This window comes from Oenococcus kitaharae DSM 17330, assembly GCF_000241055.1.
In the GTDB taxonomy this organism is placed as follows: domain Bacteria; phylum Bacillota; class Bacilli; order Lactobacillales; family Lactobacillaceae; genus Oenococcus; species Oenococcus kitaharae.
Window position 1 is genome coordinate 1,323,940 of the sequence record NZ_CM001398.1, and the last position, 17,426, is coordinate 1,341,365.

The 17,426-nt window shown below is 44.1% G+C and carries 15 protein-coding genes and 1 other RNA gene; 7 read left to right on the forward strand and 9 right to left on the reverse strand.

Features of this window, described 5'->3' with window-relative positions; genetic code table 11:
- The 4 genes from OKIT_RS06665 to mvk are packed head-to-tail and all read right to left on the reverse strand — an operon-like array spanning position 1 to position 3,701.
- Positions 1 to 1,095 (reverse strand): alpha-hydroxy-acid oxidizing protein, encoded by a 1,095-nt coding sequence (locus tag OKIT_RS06665; RefSeq protein ID WP_007746361.1) that lies wholly within the window; start codon positions 1,093 to 1,095, stop codon positions 1 to 3.
- Complete coding sequence (locus tag OKIT_RS06670) at positions 1,092 to 1,844, reverse strand: mevalonate kinase family protein (protein ID WP_007746362.1); 753 nt, start codon at positions 1,842 to 1,844, stop codon at positions 1,092 to 1,094. The genes OKIT_RS06665 and OKIT_RS06670 overlap by 4 nt, the downstream gene beginning before the upstream one ends.
- Positions 1,837 to 2,781 carry a diphosphomevalonate decarboxylase gene (gene mvaD / locus OKIT_RS06675; RefSeq protein ID WP_007746363.1) on the reverse strand — a complete coding sequence of 315 codons (945 nt, stop codon included), beginning with the start codon at positions 2,779 to 2,781 and terminating at the stop codon, positions 1,837 to 1,839. The genes OKIT_RS06670 and mvaD overlap by 8 nt, the downstream gene beginning before the upstream one ends.
- Positions 2,781 to 3,701 carry a mevalonate kinase gene (mvk, locus tag OKIT_RS06680; RefSeq protein WP_007746366.1) on the reverse strand — a complete coding sequence of 307 codons (921 nt, stop codon included), beginning with the start codon at positions 3,699 to 3,701 and terminating at the stop codon, positions 2,781 to 2,783. The genes mvaD and mvk overlap by 1 nt, the downstream gene beginning before the upstream one ends.
- 36 nt (positions 3,702 to 3,737) lie before the next feature.
- On the opposite strand from mvk, the gene OKIT_RS06685 reads away from it, so the two are divergent.
- The 4 genes from OKIT_RS06685 to OKIT_RS06700 are packed head-to-tail and all read left to right on the forward strand — an operon-like array spanning position 3,738 to position 7,780.
- Positions 3,738 to 5,198 carry an exonuclease domain-containing protein gene (locus OKIT_RS06685; protein ID WP_007746368.1) on the forward strand — a complete coding sequence of 487 codons (1,461 nt, stop codon included), beginning with the start codon at positions 3,738 to 3,740 and terminating at the stop codon, positions 5,196 to 5,198.
- 40 nt (positions 5,199 to 5,238) lie between these two features.
- On the forward strand, positions 5,239 to 5,751 hold the full coding sequence (locus OKIT_RS06690; protein WP_007746369.1) for a hypothetical protein: 513 nt from the start codon (positions 5,239 to 5,241) through the stop codon (positions 5,749 to 5,751).
- An 18-nt stretch (positions 5,752 to 5,769) separates the two neighbouring features.
- Positions 5,770 to 7,077: an asparagine--tRNA ligase gene (gene asnS, locus OKIT_RS06695; RefSeq protein ID WP_007746370.1), complete on the forward strand. Its 1,308-nt coding sequence runs from the start codon at positions 5,770 to 5,772 to the stop codon at positions 7,075 to 7,077.
- A 1-nt stretch (position 7,078) separates the two neighbouring features.
- Entirely contained in the window at positions 7,079 to 7,780 is a 702-nt protein-coding gene (locus OKIT_RS06700) for a DnaD domain-containing protein (RefSeq protein ID WP_007746371.1), read from the forward strand.
- A gap of 45 nt (positions 7,781 to 7,825) precedes the next feature.
- On the opposite strand, the gene OKIT_RS06705 is transcribed toward OKIT_RS06700, so the two are convergent.
- Positions 7,826 to 10,321 carry a transglycosylase domain-containing protein gene (locus OKIT_RS06705; protein ID WP_007746373.1) on the reverse strand — a complete coding sequence of 832 codons (2,496 nt, stop codon included), beginning with the start codon at positions 10,319 to 10,321 and terminating at the stop codon, positions 7,826 to 7,828.
- Positions 10,314 to 10,916 (reverse strand): Holliday junction resolvase RecU, encoded by a 603-nt coding sequence (gene recU, locus OKIT_RS06710; RefSeq protein ID WP_007746374.1) that lies wholly within the window; start codon positions 10,914 to 10,916, stop codon positions 10,314 to 10,316. Before recU ends, OKIT_RS06705 begins: the two co-directional genes overlap by 8 nt.
- 22 nt (positions 10,917 to 10,938) lie before the next feature.
- Between recU and OKIT_RS06715 the strand changes: the two genes are divergently transcribed.
- On the forward strand, positions 10,939 to 11,505 hold the full coding sequence (locus OKIT_RS06715; protein WP_007746375.1) for an SLOG family protein: 567 nt from the start codon (positions 10,939 to 10,941) through the stop codon (positions 11,503 to 11,505).
- An 11-nt stretch (positions 11,506 to 11,516) separates the two neighbouring features.
- On the opposite strand, the gene OKIT_RS06720 is transcribed toward OKIT_RS06715, so the two are convergent.
- Both OKIT_RS06720 and pepF read right to left on the reverse strand, forming a co-directional pair.
- Entirely contained in the window at positions 11,517 to 12,098 is a 582-nt protein-coding gene (locus tag OKIT_RS06720) for a C39 family peptidase (protein WP_007746377.1), read from the reverse strand.
- Entirely contained in the window at positions 12,088 to 13,884 is a 1,797-nt protein-coding gene (gene pepF / locus OKIT_RS06725; protein ID WP_007746380.1) for an oligoendopeptidase F, read from the reverse strand. Before pepF ends, OKIT_RS06720 begins: the two co-directional genes overlap by 11 nt.
- A 117-nt stretch (positions 13,885 to 14,001) precedes the next feature.
- Between pepF and rnpB the strand changes: the two genes are divergently transcribed.
- Positions 14,002 to 14,375, forward strand: an RNA gene (gene rnpB, locus OKIT_RS09545) — RNase P RNA component class B.
- Positions 14,376 to 14,432: 57 nt separating this feature from the next.
- On the opposite strand, the gene OKIT_RS06730 is transcribed toward rnpB, so the two are convergent.
- Positions 14,433 to 16,136 carry an NAD(P)/FAD-dependent oxidoreductase gene (locus tag OKIT_RS06730; RefSeq protein WP_007746381.1) on the reverse strand — a complete coding sequence of 568 codons (1,704 nt, stop codon included), beginning with the start codon at positions 16,134 to 16,136 and terminating at the stop codon, positions 14,433 to 14,435.
- Between the two features lie 142 nt (positions 16,137 to 16,278).
- On the opposite strand from OKIT_RS06730, the gene OKIT_RS06735 reads away from it, so the two are divergent.
- Complete coding sequence (locus OKIT_RS06735; protein ID WP_007746383.1) at positions 16,279 to 17,409, forward strand: THUMP domain-containing class I SAM-dependent RNA methyltransferase; 1,131 nt, start codon at positions 16,279 to 16,281, stop codon at positions 17,407 to 17,409.
- Positions 17,410 to 17,426: the final 17 nt, after the last annotated feature.

The following is a 17,426-nucleotide window of genomic DNA, read 5'->3' on the forward strand; positions in this document are numbered from 1 at the left end:
TTATCTGTTCAATTCTTTTAAGGCAGCGATTTGGCTGCTTTTTTTGACACCATACATGGCATAAAGCAGCGGCAGTTGTTTTTGCCAGCTTTCAATCGTTTCGCCTAATTGATGTTTGCTCAGTTGAAAAAGAAAATAGCCAGCCACACCGGCCATTTTGGCACCGAGTGCCAAGGCGTTGAACAGTTCTGGTGTGTTTGTGATGCCGCCGTTAGCAATAATCGGTGTTTGCGTGTCGGCTTGTCTAGCGAAACGCAATGAATCAGACGTACTGATTCCCAAGCAATCATTACTTGTCAGGACATCTGCCATTTCTGGGTCGTCACTGTCGTTTTCACTATCATCATCTTCAGAATCCAGGCCATCAGCAAATAGTTGCCACAAGGGAGTACGGTTACGTCTCTCTTCAATCCGGCCAAAATCAGTCCCGCCGGATCCTGCAACATTGATAGCTGCCGGCTGCAGTGCTGATAAGGTTTCAATAGCGGTTTGCGACATGCCAAAACCAACTTCTTTAATAATCACGGGTACTGATACCTGGTCAATGATTTGTGTGATATTGGACTGCCATTTCGTAAAATCCCGGTCGCCATCATTCATTGACAACTCTTGAACCGCGTTGACGTGGATTTCCAAAGCATCCGCATCAACAATCTTAATGGCCTCTTTTGCATCTTGAGCGGAATGGCCAGCGCCGATATTGGCGAAAATAAAACCTTCAGGATTTTCTTCTCGCACAATCGAAAAACTTTTGCGTGTCTCTTTTTCTTTAATAGCGATCGATTCAGATCCAACAGCCATGGCTAAATCGTATTTTTTAGCTATTTGGGATAATTTTTGGTTGATCGCGCCTGTTCTCAGACTGCCGCCGGTCATAGCTTCAATATAAAAAGGCCATTGGAATCGGTGGCCGAAAAGTGTAACGGAGGTGTCAACGTCTTTAACAGCGACGTTAGGCAGAATCGGCCGATCCAATTGCAGATAACGCAAATCGTTAAAGGGTCGGTTGTTTCGCCACTGCCAAATGGCCAAACTAAGATGTTCGTCTTTTCGGTGAGCATGAGCAGATTCAATTTTTTGTGTTTTGTCGGTCATTTTTTATAGTATACGTGTAAATCCAGCGGGACAATGCCGATCCGCCGCCATTCTTGCTGAATCTTAGGAATATCATCAATTTTTTCTGTAAAGGCAATAATATTATCACCACCACCAGCTCCGGAGATTTTAGCCTGGTACCCGCACCGATTGGCGGCACGAATACCTTGGACGATCTTTTGTGTCATGACGCCAGTCAGCTTTTCAAGATTGTCTTCTGCTAAATGCATCTGTTGGCTAAAGGCAGCAAAGTTCCGATCTTTGATGGCTGTAAACATGTTTCGCACGATTTGGTCGGAAGTTTGAATAAAGCTCTGTGACAATTGGTTGTTTTTGACAAGTTCGCTGGTTACAGCAGGTTGCCCGGTCCAGCCAACCAACAGGTGCCAGGATTCTGGAAAACGCGCCTGGATCGGCAGCTGGCCGTTTTCATAGAGCAGCAGGCCGCCATAAGTCGAGGCAGCAATATCGGCGCCGGAATTTTGAGGCTGCTGCTGGCGTGAAAAAGCCAGTGCTTTATAAAACAACTCGTCATCAGACAGGGGCAGCAGATTGTCGCTTTTGGTTTTCAGCACGGCATAGGCACCCGAAGAACCAAGGCCGTATTTAACACCTTGGCGGTTGACGAGTTCGGACTTGGTCTGCGAGATAAAACGATTGATCGAAAACACCAGCGCCAAATGTTTTGGAACTGTGACAGCATATTCGCCGGCCAGCATTAATTTGCCAGGCACTCTCATTTCAGACATGAACGACTCCTGGACCGGGCTTTTGAATTAAAATTTCGCCAAAGTTTTTCAACTGGTCAGCGACTTTTTGACAAGACCGGCTATCAGTAATCACTTTAACGTTTGGCCCGGCATCAATCGTTGCAAATGCTGGAATACCGGCATGGTAAAGACGATGTATGTCATTGATCACGGCCCAAGTCTCGCCGGCAAAATAGTCAAAAGGCTTATCAGCGCTGCGATTGAGTGCGTGCATCCCCATGGCGTTTCGTTCAGCAATCAGGCCGATTTTTTCAATATCCTTGTTTTTGATTGCAGCTATCATTTCCCTGATTTGCATTTTACTCTGTGAAAGCCAATTTGAGTAGTCAGGCGAGCTTTGGGCACGCTGCATGCCTTGGCTGGAAGGGATTTTTTTTGTCTTTTTGTCTGTCAAAACATCGATGACACGAATGCCAAAGTCGACCGGGTCTAAAATACTTTGTGCAAAAGAGCTCTGATGATCATACCCTTGATACCAAATCGAAAAGCCGCCATAGACAGAGCGGCTGGCTGAACCAGATCCAAGGCGTGCCAGACGAGAAAGGGACGGACGGTCAGTTGGCAGGCCGTAACTATCGCTGGCTGCTAATGCAAAAGCTGCAAAAGCTGAGGCAGAAGAAGCTAATCCAGCTGAATTCGGCACGTGATTTTCACTAGTGATCTTGGCATACTTGTGGCTGCCAGTCTGCTGACGCACAAAATCCAGTACTTTTATAATTCGAGGATTGCTGGCGAGCTGACCGTCTAAAATGAACTGATCCTGCTTGAGATCATCGGTTAAGTCAACACGCGTATCGGTATACAGCTGATCTAAAGTCAGGCCAATTGAACTGCTGGTTGGCAGATTCCAAGTGATGTCCGATTTTCCCCAATATTTAATTAAAGCGATATTTGTATAGGCGCGTGCTTGAGTCATTATATTTTTGAAATCCAGCTGCCGGTCGCACCGGATTGTGACAAGGCGCTCTTAATCTGATTAGCGGTTTCTTTATCACTTGCTAAAGCCACGATGCTACCGCCTAGGCCCCCACCGGTTAATTTAGCTCCAAGTGCACCATTTTTAATCGCGATTTTGATTAATCGTTCCAGATAGGGTGTTGAAACACCTAGTTGTGCGAGCAGTTTTTGATTGCGGGTCATCAAATCTCCGAAATCCACTAAATCACCGGCAATGATTTCTTCACGGCCGCTTTCAGCAATGGCGCCCATTTCCTTAAAATAACTGCCGTATTTTTTTGGATCTCTATGATAATTATCGGCGACTAATTTGACAGCTTGCGAAGTGAGGCCGGCTGTTCCAGAATCGGCGATAACAATATAGGCTTCCGTGTCGAGCTTTAAAATAGTTGCGTCTTTGCTGCTGTCAAAAAAAATCGGCCCGTCCGCCATAACTGCATAAGTATCGCCGCCCGATGATTTGCCATGATTTTTGTTTTCTGCAATCTGAGAAAAGTTATAGACCTCCTCGTCGCTGTATTGATAATCAAAAAAGTCAAAAAAGGCTTTCGTGATGGCGACTGAATAGGCCGCTGAAGACCCGAGGCCTTTTTTTGAAGGGACATTTGATTTGATATGTAGTTTAAAGGGTAAATCAGGCTGCTGGAAAAATTTCAGCAGTTCGGTCAATAGGCTGTAGATGCCGGAAAAACGATAATTCAATTGATACATGGTGCCAGAAAAATTATCTGTTTCAATTAATGTCTGGTCAGAACTGATGACCTCTGCCTTGCAATTCAAACTCAATAATGGCGCGATAATTGCAGGATAACCGTAAACAACCGAATGTTCTCCTAAGAGATGTGCTTTTGCGTGTGACTGTCCAAATCCGAAATTCATAATACTAATTGTAGTAAAAAAGGTAAAATTTTGTAGATGGATGAAAAATCAACTTTTGCAATTGTGGATCTCGAGACGACCGCGCCATTCAAAGAGGGCGGCCATATCATTCAAATCGGCATTAGTTTTGTACAAAATTGGAAAATCATCAATAACTTTCAGACCATGGTCAATCCAGGCGTCCGGATTCCGCCGCAGATTGTCGAACTGACTGGGATTCAAAACGCTGATGTTCAAGATGCGCCCTACTTTGAGGATCTAGCTTTAATGATACATGAGCAGCTGGCCGGCACGGTTTTTGTTGCACATAACGTTCACTATGATTTTCCTTATTTGAATGGTGAATTTTCGCGAATTAAGATGCGGCGTTTGCGTCTGGAATCAGTCGATACGGTTCAACTGGCACAGATTCTTTTCCCGACGATGCCAAGTTATAAATTAGACGAATTGGTCGAAAATCTTGGCATCACACTTCCCAGACACCACCGCGCCGATCAGGATGCTTATGCGACGGCGCAATTGTTTTTAAAACTGCATGACCGGATGGCGTCGCTTTCGCAAAATACTTTGAAAAATCTATCGGCCTCATCTTCAACACTGATCGGCAATACGGAAAATCTTTTCAGTCTGGTTAAGGGCCAGCCAAAATTCAAGGGCAGCCACTATAAAGAACTGGATCTTTTACAAGTACACCGGGCAAAGGCAGATGATCTGCATGCATGGCTGACGGAAAAACGGCGTTTTTTGACTCGCAAGACACCTGTGACAGCTGTTTTAAGGCCCCGACAGGAAAGTTTTGCCAATATTTTTCTCTCCAAACTCAAAAAGGGCAGTTCAAAAACTTTTTCTGTCTTCTCGCGTCCGCGTTTTGGCAAAAGCAATGCTTATCTACTGCTGGCAGAGAAGTTGGCAGCAAAGCGCGCAAAAGTCTTGATTATCGAAGAGGACCCGCAAAGAAAAAAGCTCGTATTTGAAAAATCCCAGCTGCTGATGCCAGAAAAGCGCAGTTTGTTTGCTAACCCAATCAGCCGCAAAGATTTTATCAGCTTGAGCAAATTCAGGGAAGCTTTGGCAATTGAAGACAGCCCGACAAAACAATTGGCCAAGCTGAGGCTGCTGGTCTGGCTGACAGAGACAAAAAGCGGCAACTTGAATGAAATCGTTAATGGTTTTCCAGAATCTTTATACAGCCTATTTGCCGATCAGACGTCACCGGATACCTTTGATTATTTCAAAGCTGGCACGCATGATTACGAGTTTCCAGATATCGCGATCACCGATTTGGCGAGTTTTCTCGTGACTAAGCATGAATTTCTGTCCTACTATGATTATTTGATATTCGATATCGATAAAGGTGTTTCTGATCTGGCTGATTTGGCTGGGAACATCGATAAGACGAGTATTATGTTTACACAGGCGAAAGATTATTTGAAAAATTGGTATTCAAGTCGGGAATTTCCCGATCTGGCTGCCACGATTTTATCTTTGAAACAATGAATTTCACGCTGTTTTTTTATATAATTTAAGTCAAAACCTTTTGAACAACTATTCGACAATCCAAAATGCAGAACGATCAAATAAAGCCCACCGACTTGCGATTATTGTCGGTATCGGTATTTTTTTGCTGGTTTTGATATCTGTTTATCTTTTCATTATTCTGCTGCCTAGCAGAGATGATGCTACGCGTTTTTCCTCTTTGGCACAATCTGAGGCCGGCATTACAGGTGTTAGGGCTTATAAAGCGTCGGACCGCAACGGCAATTATTATTCGATATACGGCGATAATAGCAAGGGAAAAGAGTATCTGGTCATTTTTAATAGCAAAGAGAAGCTGGTTCGCCGAATACCAGTGAGCCAGCAGGTATCTAACAGCCGGTTGGATCAGATTTACAAAAAATACCGTGTCCACAACGTTTATTCTTTTGCACCATCGATTTACAAAAAGCGGCCGGTATTGGAATTGAGTTATGAAGGACAGAATCAGTCCCTTAATTATCTGACAATTGATTTGAAAAGCGGCAAGGTTTATCGTGTGATCGAAGGTTTATAGTGTTTTCAGGGAGCATTTATGTCAGAAGAAATAAAAGTTATCAGAATTGAGGATGTCCCTCATTTTGTCGGACAGACAGTTAAAATCGGTGTCTGGTTGAGACAAAAGCGGGGAAGCGGAAAAATTGCTTTTCTCCAGCTGCGCGATGGCACTGGATTTATGCAAGGTGTCGTCGTTTCAGCAGATGTGGACGAGGCGCTTTTTAAATTAGCCGAACATCTCAAGCAGGAGAGCAGTTTTTATGTGACGGGTGAGATTCACGAAGATTCCCGCAGCAGTTTCGGCTATGAAATGGCCGTTTCCGCGATCGACATGGTCGGCGAGTCGGAAGGTTATCCGATTACACCTAAGGAACACGGCACTGATTTTCTCTTTGACCAGCGCCATCTATATTTGCGCCATCAAAAGCCCTATGCGACTTTGAAAATTCGCGATGAAATCATTCGTGGCATTTATGATTTCTTTTATCAGGACGGTTTTTTGAAATTTGATTCGCCAATCTTGACTGATTCAGCACCGGAAGGAACCACTGAGCTTTTTCCTGTTGATTATTTTGACCAGACAGCTTATTTGTCTCAGACCGGTCAATTATATGTTGAAGCTGGCGCAATGGCCTTTGGCAAGGTTTATGATTTTGGGCCGACTTTTCGTGCAGAAAAATCTTCCACGCGCCGCCATTTGACCGAATTTTGGATGATTGATGCCGAAATGGCTTGGATGCACCAAGAACAGTCTTTGGATGTTCAGGAACGGATGATTGCTTATCTGATTCAGCGAGTTGTTGACAATTGCCAGACTGAACTAGAAATGCTGGGCCGTGATGCCGACAAATTACGCAGTTACACAAAGCTGCCTTTTCCGCGTGTCAGCTATGACGACGCCGTCAAACTGCTGCAGGACAATGACTTTGATATCAAATGGGGTGTCGATTTTGGTTCGCCGGAAGAGACCTTTTTGGCTAACTACTACAAGACACCTTTCTTCGTTGTGAACTTTCCTAAAGCTATCAAGGCTTTCTACATGAAACGTCATCCGACACGCGATGATGTCGTGATTTCGGCTGATTTGATGGCTCCTGAGGGTTATGGCGAGATTATCGGCGGCTCTGAAAGGGATACCGATTATGATTATCTCAAACAGCGCCTGATTGATCAGCATTTGGACTTAAAGGAATACGATTGGTATCTTGACTTAAGGAAGTACGGCTCTGTGCCACATTCCGGATTTGGTTTGGGCCTGGAACGCTTTATTCGTTTTGTGGCTGGCGAGGATCATATCCGTGAGACAATTCCGTTCCCAAGAACCCTGAATCGTTTGCATCCCTAATATGGACGACGGACTAAAAAATTTCTTGGCTCAAGGCAATGTCGAAATCCCATTGAGGCTGTTTCAAAACTACCATCAGCTCGGTCTCAGCAATGAGGATTTTGTTGTCTTGATTCAATTAATGGCTTTTCAAAAAGAAGGCGTGGCACTCCCGGATGCTCAGCGTATTTCGGCGAGGACGAATTTTTCTCAGCAGGCTGTTCAGCGCGATATTGAAAAACTGCTGACGCATCACTTCATCGCTTTGTCCGCGGACAATGATGCCTATGATTTCACGAATTTATTTCAAAAACTCATTGGCAGCGGAGCTGACGATACGGTAGCTTTCTCTTCACTGGACAATAGCTTGGATCAAACGGGGACAAAAAAACAGCTTTATCAGCTTTTCCAACGTGAGTTTGGTCGTCTACTGACACCGATGGAACTGCAAACCATTTCTGAATGGCTGAAAAAGGACAAATTTAGCCCTGAATTAATCGTTACGGCGCTAGGCCAGGCTGTTAATGCTCAGATATTAAATCTGCGTTATATCGAAAAAATACTCCTGAATTGGAAGAACAGCCACGTGCAGACAAAAGCACAGGCTCAAGCTGATAACCTGCATCATCGTCAGCAATTTGCTGAGATGCCACACGGAGCCAAACTGCCGCAAACTAAAAAAGGCCCGACTATCAAAATTCCCCTGAAAAAAATTGGCGAATAAGTATTAAAAAAAGCCCGCAGAAAGCGGACTTTTTATTTGTTCTTTTTAAGGTCCGGGTGGCGTTGATCCCGAACCGGAAGAACTTGATGAACTAGTCGAATTCGAACTCGATGAATCACTGGATGACGACGAACTGCTGGAACTAGAAGCAGGCGGTGTGACTACGACGACTGGGGCACTAGAAGACGAAGAAGACGGTGTATTTTGGAATGCGTTTGGCAAGCCGCCATTGCTCCATTTAGCACCTTTGACTTCGTATTCCGTAATACCGCCGCGTGTAACTCGCTGAACCGTACTTGGCGCTTGCCAATCCGTGTTTTCATAACCTTGCGAGGCCACAATCATGAAGTCGTGATAGGCTCTTTCGGGCATTGAGGACTCAGAGTACATCGGGATGTAATTCCCAGGCTTGTTCGGTTCATCAAATCCAACCCAGAAAGAAGCAGACAGGTTTTTTGTGTATCCTGTAAACCACACATCAGATTCTGCGCCTGATGGCTGGTTGATAGCTGAATCATAGCCGACAATCCCTGATTTTCCAGCTTGATAGAGACCTGGAATTAAAGCACCTGGGGCTGATCCAGTCGGTTCAGGCACGTCTTGCAACATGTTGGTCATCATGAAAGCCGTTGATTCCTTCATAGCTCTTTCTCCTGGATTGTCATAACTATGAGTGATGCCGTCAGCTGTGATGATTTTTTCAACATATTGCGGTTTGTAGTAAGTACCGCCATTTGAAAATGCAGCAAAGGCGGCTGCTTCCTGCTCAGTTGAGACATCAATACCGATAGCCGAAGAACCAGTTAGCTGGCTTGGTTTGTAAGGAATACCAATTTTGTTCAAAAATTCTGATGAACGGGGCATGCCGACATCCATCAATGTATGAATAGCCGGGATATTACGCGAAATCGCAATGGCGTGTCTCATGGTCATATTTCCGAGAAAACGCCCGTCAAAATCGTGCACATCAATATTGGTTCCTGGATATTGGTAATGGTTATCCTGAACAGTTCGATAGGTTGGCCAATTAAGGTACTCAATGGCTGGGCCATAGTCAACGATAGGCTTAGCTGTTGATCCGGAAGATCGATTTGTCTGGACGGCACGGTTGCGGCCGAACATCACAGTATTGTTGCGGCCGCCAATTTGTGCGACAACACGGCCATTTTTAGGGTTCGTCACTGTAGCGGCTGCTTGAATGCCATTCTGCCAAGGAACACCGGTACCGCCGTTTAAAACCGTATACAGGCGCTGCTGCAAGCGGGGATTCAGAGCTGTATAGATTTTCAGGCCATCTTTTTCAGGATCGTATCCCAAGCGCCGCACTTCACTTAGAACAGAACTAATATAGGCGCTATCCATTAAGTGGGAACTGGTCGAATCCTGCGTATGCTGGTCTTTAGGAACCAAGCCCTGCTGAATCGGTTCAGCCATTGCTTGATCGGCTCGGCTCTTGCTTAAATATCCCATCTGTACTTCACTGGCGAGAACTTCATTGCGCCGGATCCTGAGATTATCCGGATAGACATAGGGGTCGTAATAGACAGGTGAACGGGGAATGCCGGCCAAAATAGCTGTCTGCGAGGCATCCAAATCTTTCAAACTCTTATTAAAATAATATTCGGCACCTGTCTTCATGCCGTAGATCCCATTGCCCATTGGTACTTTATTGATATAAAAAGTCAGAATCTGGTTTTTACTAAAATTACGCTCGACTTTCAAGGCCAGCCAAGCTTCTTGGGCTTTTCTTTTTAGGGTCTGATCCGAGGCCTTTGTTGAAAAGACAGACAGTTTGACCAATTGCTGGGTGAGTGTTGATCCGCCTTGCAGGCCATTGGAACTACCGGTTAATTTACCTCGCAGGTTAGAGACCAGAGCACCGACCGTACGGTAGAGATCGACACCATGATGTTTGTAAAAACGACGATCTTCTATTGAAACGACGGCATGCATGAGGCTCTCGGGAATTTCGGATTGATCAGCATAGTCGCGTTCCTGCTGAGACATCTGATAAAACTGGTTGCCTTGCGCGTCAAAAAATTGTGTCGAAGTTTCTGAAGCTAAATCCGACTCAGTGATTTTTGGGGCGCCGGCAGCATAGGTAAAGAAGACAGCCATACCGGCCAGTATTCCCAAAGCCGCAATTGTGACACACCAAGCAGCGATTTTACCGAAAAGTTTAATTTTTGACCGCTTTTTTTTAGGACGGCCTTTAGAGGGGCGGCGTCGATCATTTCTTGATTTATTCAAATTGCTTGCACTCGCTTTTTTTTCGGGTCTGGTTGCTGGCTGATCTGCCGGCGAAAAAGCATCGAAATGAAAATCGCTGCTTTTCGGCTCATTTGCAGTCCAGCTGCCGTTTTTATTTTTGTTCCTGCCAAAACTAATCGGCCGACGTCCATTAGTATCAGGAAACATTTTTTCAGCGTCTTTTTCGTTGATCGGATTTTGATTCAAATCACGATCAGACTCATTCGGGCCGCTGATTCTGCCATCGTAATTATTGTGAAAATTATTTGGATTGTAAGAATTATCAGACATTTAAATATTTTAGAAAACGCTTCAAAGCCGGTAAATAATCAAGGCTAGGTATCATTTTACTGTTTATTTGAAATCCTTGCTGAGAAATGATGCTGTAGGGGACGGATTTTTCCCCGCCACGCAAGGCTTCATCCCAAATTTTGATTAAAATCGAGGCCGGAAAAAGATAAAATTCAGACCGTGTTGTAAAACCAAGAATGAAAAAACCGATGCCGCCGTTTTCCAGGACATTCTTCAAATGAGTAATTTGATGCTGATGGAAATTCTTCAGCGGCATATTGGTCTTATTTTTTGTCTCTTTGGCGTCAAAGTCAATATAATGGCCGTCCAAGACGCCATTATAATCAGTCGTGGAAGGCTGTACATAATAGGCTTCTGTAATTTTAGCCATACTGCGGTCTGGGTAATCAACGTGGACAACTGTAATTGGTGTCGGTTTTTTATGAATAACAGCTAGATGCTTGCTGAGATAATAGCTGTTAGCTTCGTTGATCAATTCTTCGAGTCCCATGCCGCGTTTGCCATAGGAAACATTTTTACTTGCCTGCGTTTTTGGCGATCTTTTAGGATTGACGCCGCTGGGGTAATTAATCATACAACAATTGTAGAATAAAGGCATGAAAAAACGCCTATGGATTACAGGATATCGCAGTTTTGAACTCGGCGCTTTTAATGATCAGGATCCCAAGGTTCAGGTGGTTAAGCGTGCAATCAAAGATGATCTTGTCGATGAAATCGAAAATAATGACTTAGAATGGCTGATTACAAGCGGTCAGTTAGGGGTCGAACAATGGGCCAGCGAGACAGCCATTGACTTAAAAAAGACCTTTCCTACACTTAAAATCGCGATTATGCTGCCTTTTTCTGACTTTGGTTCGCAATGGAACCCCGAACATCAGAGTGCTTTATTGAATTTGCGAAGCCAAGTTGATTTTTCTCAGTCACTAACTCAGGAAGGCTATAAGAGCCCGATTCAGTTGCGCAATTTCCAGCAGTTTATGCTCACACACACAGACGAAGCCTTAATGGTCTATGACCCGGAGAATACGGGCAAAGCTGATTACGATTACAAAGCTATCAAAGAATACCAGGGTAAACATCCTGACTATACTTTAAAATTGATTGATTTCGATATGCTGACTGACCTTTCGGAGGAGATGGAAGAAGAACGCAGAGAATGGTAGGTAAAAACGTTTTATGCGATCTTGACTGCCCATTTTCTGACATCATAGCGTTCTTTAAAACGACTTTTTAACAGCCAATATTGACCATCAATCGGGTCGGACAGATGCACATAGCTTTCTGAATAACCATCCAGGACGACGGCATGGTTATTTGTCAATTCATGGCCGAATGAAAAATCTTCTTCACCAAAAGGTGCAAAGCCAATCGAAACATAGGTCAGTAGCGGCCATCCGAATTTTACAATTTTCAATAAATCATTCAGTTCGGCGCCTGGCAACGCTGTTAACGATCCAAAAAGAGAGCCCCATCTGACTAAGGGATCGATAAATATAGCTTCTAGCTTGCCGGGCGTATTTTTAAAAGGCGATCCGCCAAAACCTTTATAGGGATTGCCGTCCGGATCGATCGGCATCGTGTCCAAAAAAGCCGGATAATCAAATTCACGAGCTTTGCCGACAAAATGCAAAGCAGCCAGCAAACTAGCTGCTTCACAACCGTTAATAGCTGAATAGGCATTTTGATCAATGTTTTCAACCCCGAGGACGAAATATTTTTCCTCTCCCGGTTGTGTATTTTTCCAACTAGATTTCATCTGCGTAAGCAATAATCCGATCAACGGTATCAGATAAGAATTGAATCGTGTTTTTCAAAGCAGCATCCGTAGTGACATCAACTCCGGCGACTTTTGCAGCTTCGATTGGCGCTTTAGAACCGCCTAATTTCAGGAAATTCAGCCAAGCCTTGCGGCCCTTTTCGGGATCTTTTTTCAAATTAATGAAGCCTTGTGTCGAGATCGTCAAGCCAGCTGAATAGGTATAAGAATAAAGGCCCATGTAGTAGTGAGCCTGGCGCATCCAAGTCAAAGCTGCATCATCATCAATTTCAACTGCATCGCCCCAGAATTTAGACAAAACGCCTTTCATGATCTGATTCAAACGATCGGCATTAAAGGATTTGCCTTCGTCAATCAGCGTGTAGACTTCGCGCTGGAAGGCGGCCTCAGTTAGATGCGTAATGAAATTATGGAAATAAGTGTCACTTAAGCGGTGAGCCAGGGCGAAACGTTTTGTCCGTGGATCATCTGATTGATTTTCCAAATAATCAGACAGCAGCAATTCGTTAAAAGTCGAGGGGCCTTCGACAAAGTAGGTCGAAGGTTCATAGTTATAATAACTTTGATTCTTTGCTGACAAGCTGCCTTGCCCGGCGTGGCCGATTTCGTGTACCAATGTATAGACATCTGACAGGCGCCCAGTCCAACTCATTAGAATGTAGGGATGTGTGCCATAGGGGAAGGTCGTATAACCACCAGAATCTTTACCTGTGTTGGCTGGAAAATCCACCCAGCGGTCTTTTAAGAAAGGCTTGATTGTCTCCGTGTACTCATCGCCCAATTGGGCAGTGGCATTCATGACGTAGTTATAACCATCTTCGATGCTGACTTCAGGATTCAAATCAGGATCCAGATCCAGTTTCCAATCGGCAAAAGTCATTTTGGATAAATGATTAACTTGGGCAACATGTTTTAAATACTTTTGAGCGACCGGCGCAAAATCATTCATGATCAAATCGATTTGGCGGTCAAACATGCTGCGGTCAACTTCCTGAGGGGCCAACAAATAATCAAAAACTGAATCATACCCGCGCATAGTGGCCAAGGTTTTTTCATTAATAACTTGGTTTAGGTAAGCTGCTGCAGCAGCATTTTCGTTGGCGCGCAAGCCAGCCGAAAATGAGCGAAAAGACTTCTCTCGAATCTCGGCATCGGCATCATTCTGATAGAAGTTCTCATAGGTAACAAATGAGTTTTTATATGTCTTGCCATGAGCCGTAAAATCAGCCATATGATAATCGCCGGCACGCAGTTTTGTGTATACGTCATAAGGCGTATTCAAAGCATTCTGCAAATTAGAAATAGTCTTTTCAACTGCATCGCCCAGATATGTTTTTTTTGTGATTTTCGTGTGTCGAAGCAAGGCCGCGTACCTTGGATTTTGGCCAATCTCATCTAGGACACTGTCATCAGCTTTGACGAGTGCATCATCCCAAAAGCTGAGCTCAACACTTGCTTTGGTCGTGTAATCCTGTGCAGCATGCGCGATTTCACCGTATTTTTCATCGGAAAAATCTGAGGTCTGCGGCATAAAACCATAGTTTGCAATATGATCGATATCAATTGCAATCTGTTCATAAATCTTGAGGGCCTTATCGAAATCATCAAAAGTGTTGAGATGCCCTTGAAAATTTTTCTTGAATTCGTTGATTTGGTCCAGACTGTCGCTGATTTCTCTCAAAAAGGCATTTTCATCGGCAAACAAAGGCCGTAAATCCCATTTTTCCTTCTCATCAAACTCCGAACGCGCTTTTAATTCAGCCATTTAACTTACTTCCTCCTAAAACTTTTATGAAAAGTCTAGCACGAAAGCTTACTGCACCAAATAGAAACAATCACAAAAATCGTTCGGATGAACAGGCACGTGTATAATTAATAAAGGCAAATCGGACAATTGCGCGATGAAAGACTCGTGAGGAAGGTCCATGCCCGTCCGATCTGCGATGATTGGAGTTTTTGTACCGAGCCTAATAAGCGAAGGTGGGTGGCATTCGTGTTATCCGACGGCTGGAAAAAGCGCTAAACTTCGGCATGCGTGATTATCCTATAAAAGTGCTATAGCGACGAAGAACCGGGAAACTGGGGAAGTGAGACGACGTAAACCCTGCAAGCGGGCAACCCAAACTTTTGGTAGGGGCGGTCAATTTAGCTAACTGAAGTAAAAATTGACACTGATATCGCAAAATATCGGTAGATAGATGATTGTCGAAGAATACGGCTGCCAACCGTATTTGGAACATAACATGGCCTATAGATTTGCCAAGGCAACCGCAGTAATGCGGTTTTTTTGTCGCAAAAAAGCCCCGCAAGAGGTTATTTGATGTTTTCATCTCGATAAAGCAGCTTGGGACGGCCGTAACGCAGGCGATAGTATGTTTTACCCAACCACGGAAGCCAATATTTATCAAGGCCTAAAATGCGTCCGGATCCATTCATGATGGCTAGTGTCATCGGAAAAACCCATATATATGACCAGATAAAAGCGTGATTCAGGACTAAAAAGACTAACAGTAGGATTGAAAACAGAGCCGAGAGCCATGTGAAAAATCCTAAGAATAGACTGACTGAAATTGTGAAGATCAAAATCGTCACAACAGCATGCAAGCCTGAATCAAAATTGGTTCGCAGCAAAAAATCGCCCAGCACAAATGTTGGTAAATGATCAGCTAGTGCTGGCTGCGTTTGGGCAACGAGACTAAGCCCGGCAACTAGCCAAATTAAAGCGAGAAACAGGCGTGCTGCCAATCCCCACACAGTACGTCTGGTTCCTTGAAGGATGTTTCGATTAACGGCCTTTTTAGTCAGCCACTGCCATTGATAATAAAAGCTGCCGATATGTAAGAAAAAGGCGAGAACATTTCTTTTTTGTATCCAGCGTGCATGCAATCCGGATATTTGTTTGCCGCTTTTTGTTGTCGCGATAGTCAGCTTCTTTTTTAAAGACAGTGTTTGCTGAACTGATTTATCTTTCATTAGCTGAAGCTTGTCCTTATGCTTGATCGCTGATGCGACGTTTTTCGCGACTGTTTTAACAGATTGCTTGATAGCGATGTCGTCGCCAGCCAGCGACAATGGTTCTTGATTGTCGCCTTGGTCATTGATGCTAATATGACTACCGATGACATAGATAGCAGGGTCAGCTAAGGATTGGCCTGTGGGCTTGATTGAGATATGGCCGGCATTGCTCGATTGCAAACCAAAAATGCCATTCAGCCAATTATTCGGATCATCGGCGGACCAAATGACAGTTGAGGCAAACAGTTTTTTGCCATCGAATAAATCAACATAACCCGGGCCGGCTGAGACGACTTCAGCGTTTGATAAAAGCCTGACCTGGTTATCCTTCAGATAGGCATTGATTTTTTGCTTCAGTTTTTCCGGAAAACGATCAAGCGGATCTTTTTGTTTATCAATTAATGACAGCTGAATTTCAGTAGGATCGATTCTATTTTCTAAAGCCAGTCTGTCTCGCCAATTGATTAAATCAGCCATGATCTGCAAACCCTTGTAACCGGCTCCGATCACAGAAATAGACAGCAGCGAACGGCGTTTTTCCAGGTCAGTGGCAACAGCACCCAAATGAATGCTGGTCTGTACATTGTTTCTCAGACTGAGAGCCTGGTCAGTGTTTGTCAGGCGAAAAGCGGCCTGGCTAATTCCCGGTACCGGCTCTTTTTCTGACGCGTCATCAGCTGATAAAATCAAAAAGTCGTAACTAAATGGGCCGTTGCTGGTGATAATTTTCTTGTTGGCAAAGTCGACAGACAAAAGCTGATCCGTGACGATTTGTACATTCTTACCGGCATGAAAAATGTTTTGCAGATCGTAACCGCTTTTACCGACCAAGAGGCGATCGGTGGCAATACCGCGTAAGGTTGCAAAAGAGGCCAGATCCGAGGATTGACTGATGATGATCAGATCGATGCCTGAATGTTTTTTAAAATGCCTTGCTAATTTTTTGGCAGCATACACTGCCGCAAAACCCGTGCCAACAATCACAATTTTTTTATTTGCCAAGCTGTAAACCCCCAAAAAGCTGATACCTAAATTGTAATCTTTGAATATATTTTTTTGAATTCTGCTGACAACATCCGAGACCCTTTAACAAAAAAATAAGAGTCTATTTTTAACTGTTGCCCTGATCGAGTAGAATAAGGCGATGGATAATTTTAATTTAATCGCGACTTGCGGACAAGGGATTGAATCTCTGGTTGCTAAAGAACTGAAAAATTTAGGTTATGCAACTAGGACGGAAAACGGATTTGTTCGTTTTTCCGGCACGCAGCGGGATATTTTAAAAACAAATCTTTGGCTGCGAACGGCTGACCGTGTCAAAATTCTGGTCGGCGAATTTCATACTTTGCGTTTTGACGACTTATTTGAATCAGTTAAAGCTCTGCCTTGGAGCGAATTTATCAATTGGGATGATGAATTTCCGGTCGCTGAAGCACACAGCCATGATTCACAGCTTTTTAGTGTGCCGGACATTCAGCGAATCACGAAAAAGGCAATTGTTGAAGCTTTAAGAGCTCAGACGGGACATGACGACTTGCCGGAAACAGGTCAGTATGTTGGTATTGATATTCGAATCGATAAAAATAATGTCCGGATTATGATTGATACCAGCGGTGAATCTTTGTTTAAACGCGGCTACCGGACTGAACATGGTGGTGCACCGTTAAAGGAAAATTTTGCCGCAGCTTTGATACTGCTCACTAATTGGTTTACCGACAATCCTTTTGTTGACCCAGTTTGCGGTTCAGGGACAATTCCAATCGAAGCAGCCTTGATTGGTAAAAATATCGCTCCGGGCATGAATCGCCGTTTCCAAATTGAAGATTGGGGCTGGTTTGACAAAAAAATCAGCGACGATGTGCGTGATGAAGCTGATAGCCTTGCAAATTATGATCAAGAACTGGATATCAGCGGATACGATATTGACGGCAACATGATCCGTATTTCCAAGGAAAACGCGAGAAAAGCCGGCCTATATAACGACATCACCTTTAAGCAGCTGGCTGTTAAGGATTGGTCCACTGATAAATTGAACGGCATTATCGTTGCTAACCCGCCCTATGGCCAGCGGCTAGGGGAGCTGGAAGATGCACGGAAACTTTATGAGCAAATGGGTGAGATTTATAATAACATGCCGACTTGGAGCGAATATATCCTCACTAGCGATGAAGATTTTGAACATTTTTATGGTCAGCGCGCAACTAAAAAACGTAAATTATATAACGGCCCAATTCGGACAGACCTCTACCAGTTTTGGGGCAAAAAAATTCGCTAAGCGTTTGTTTTATAATG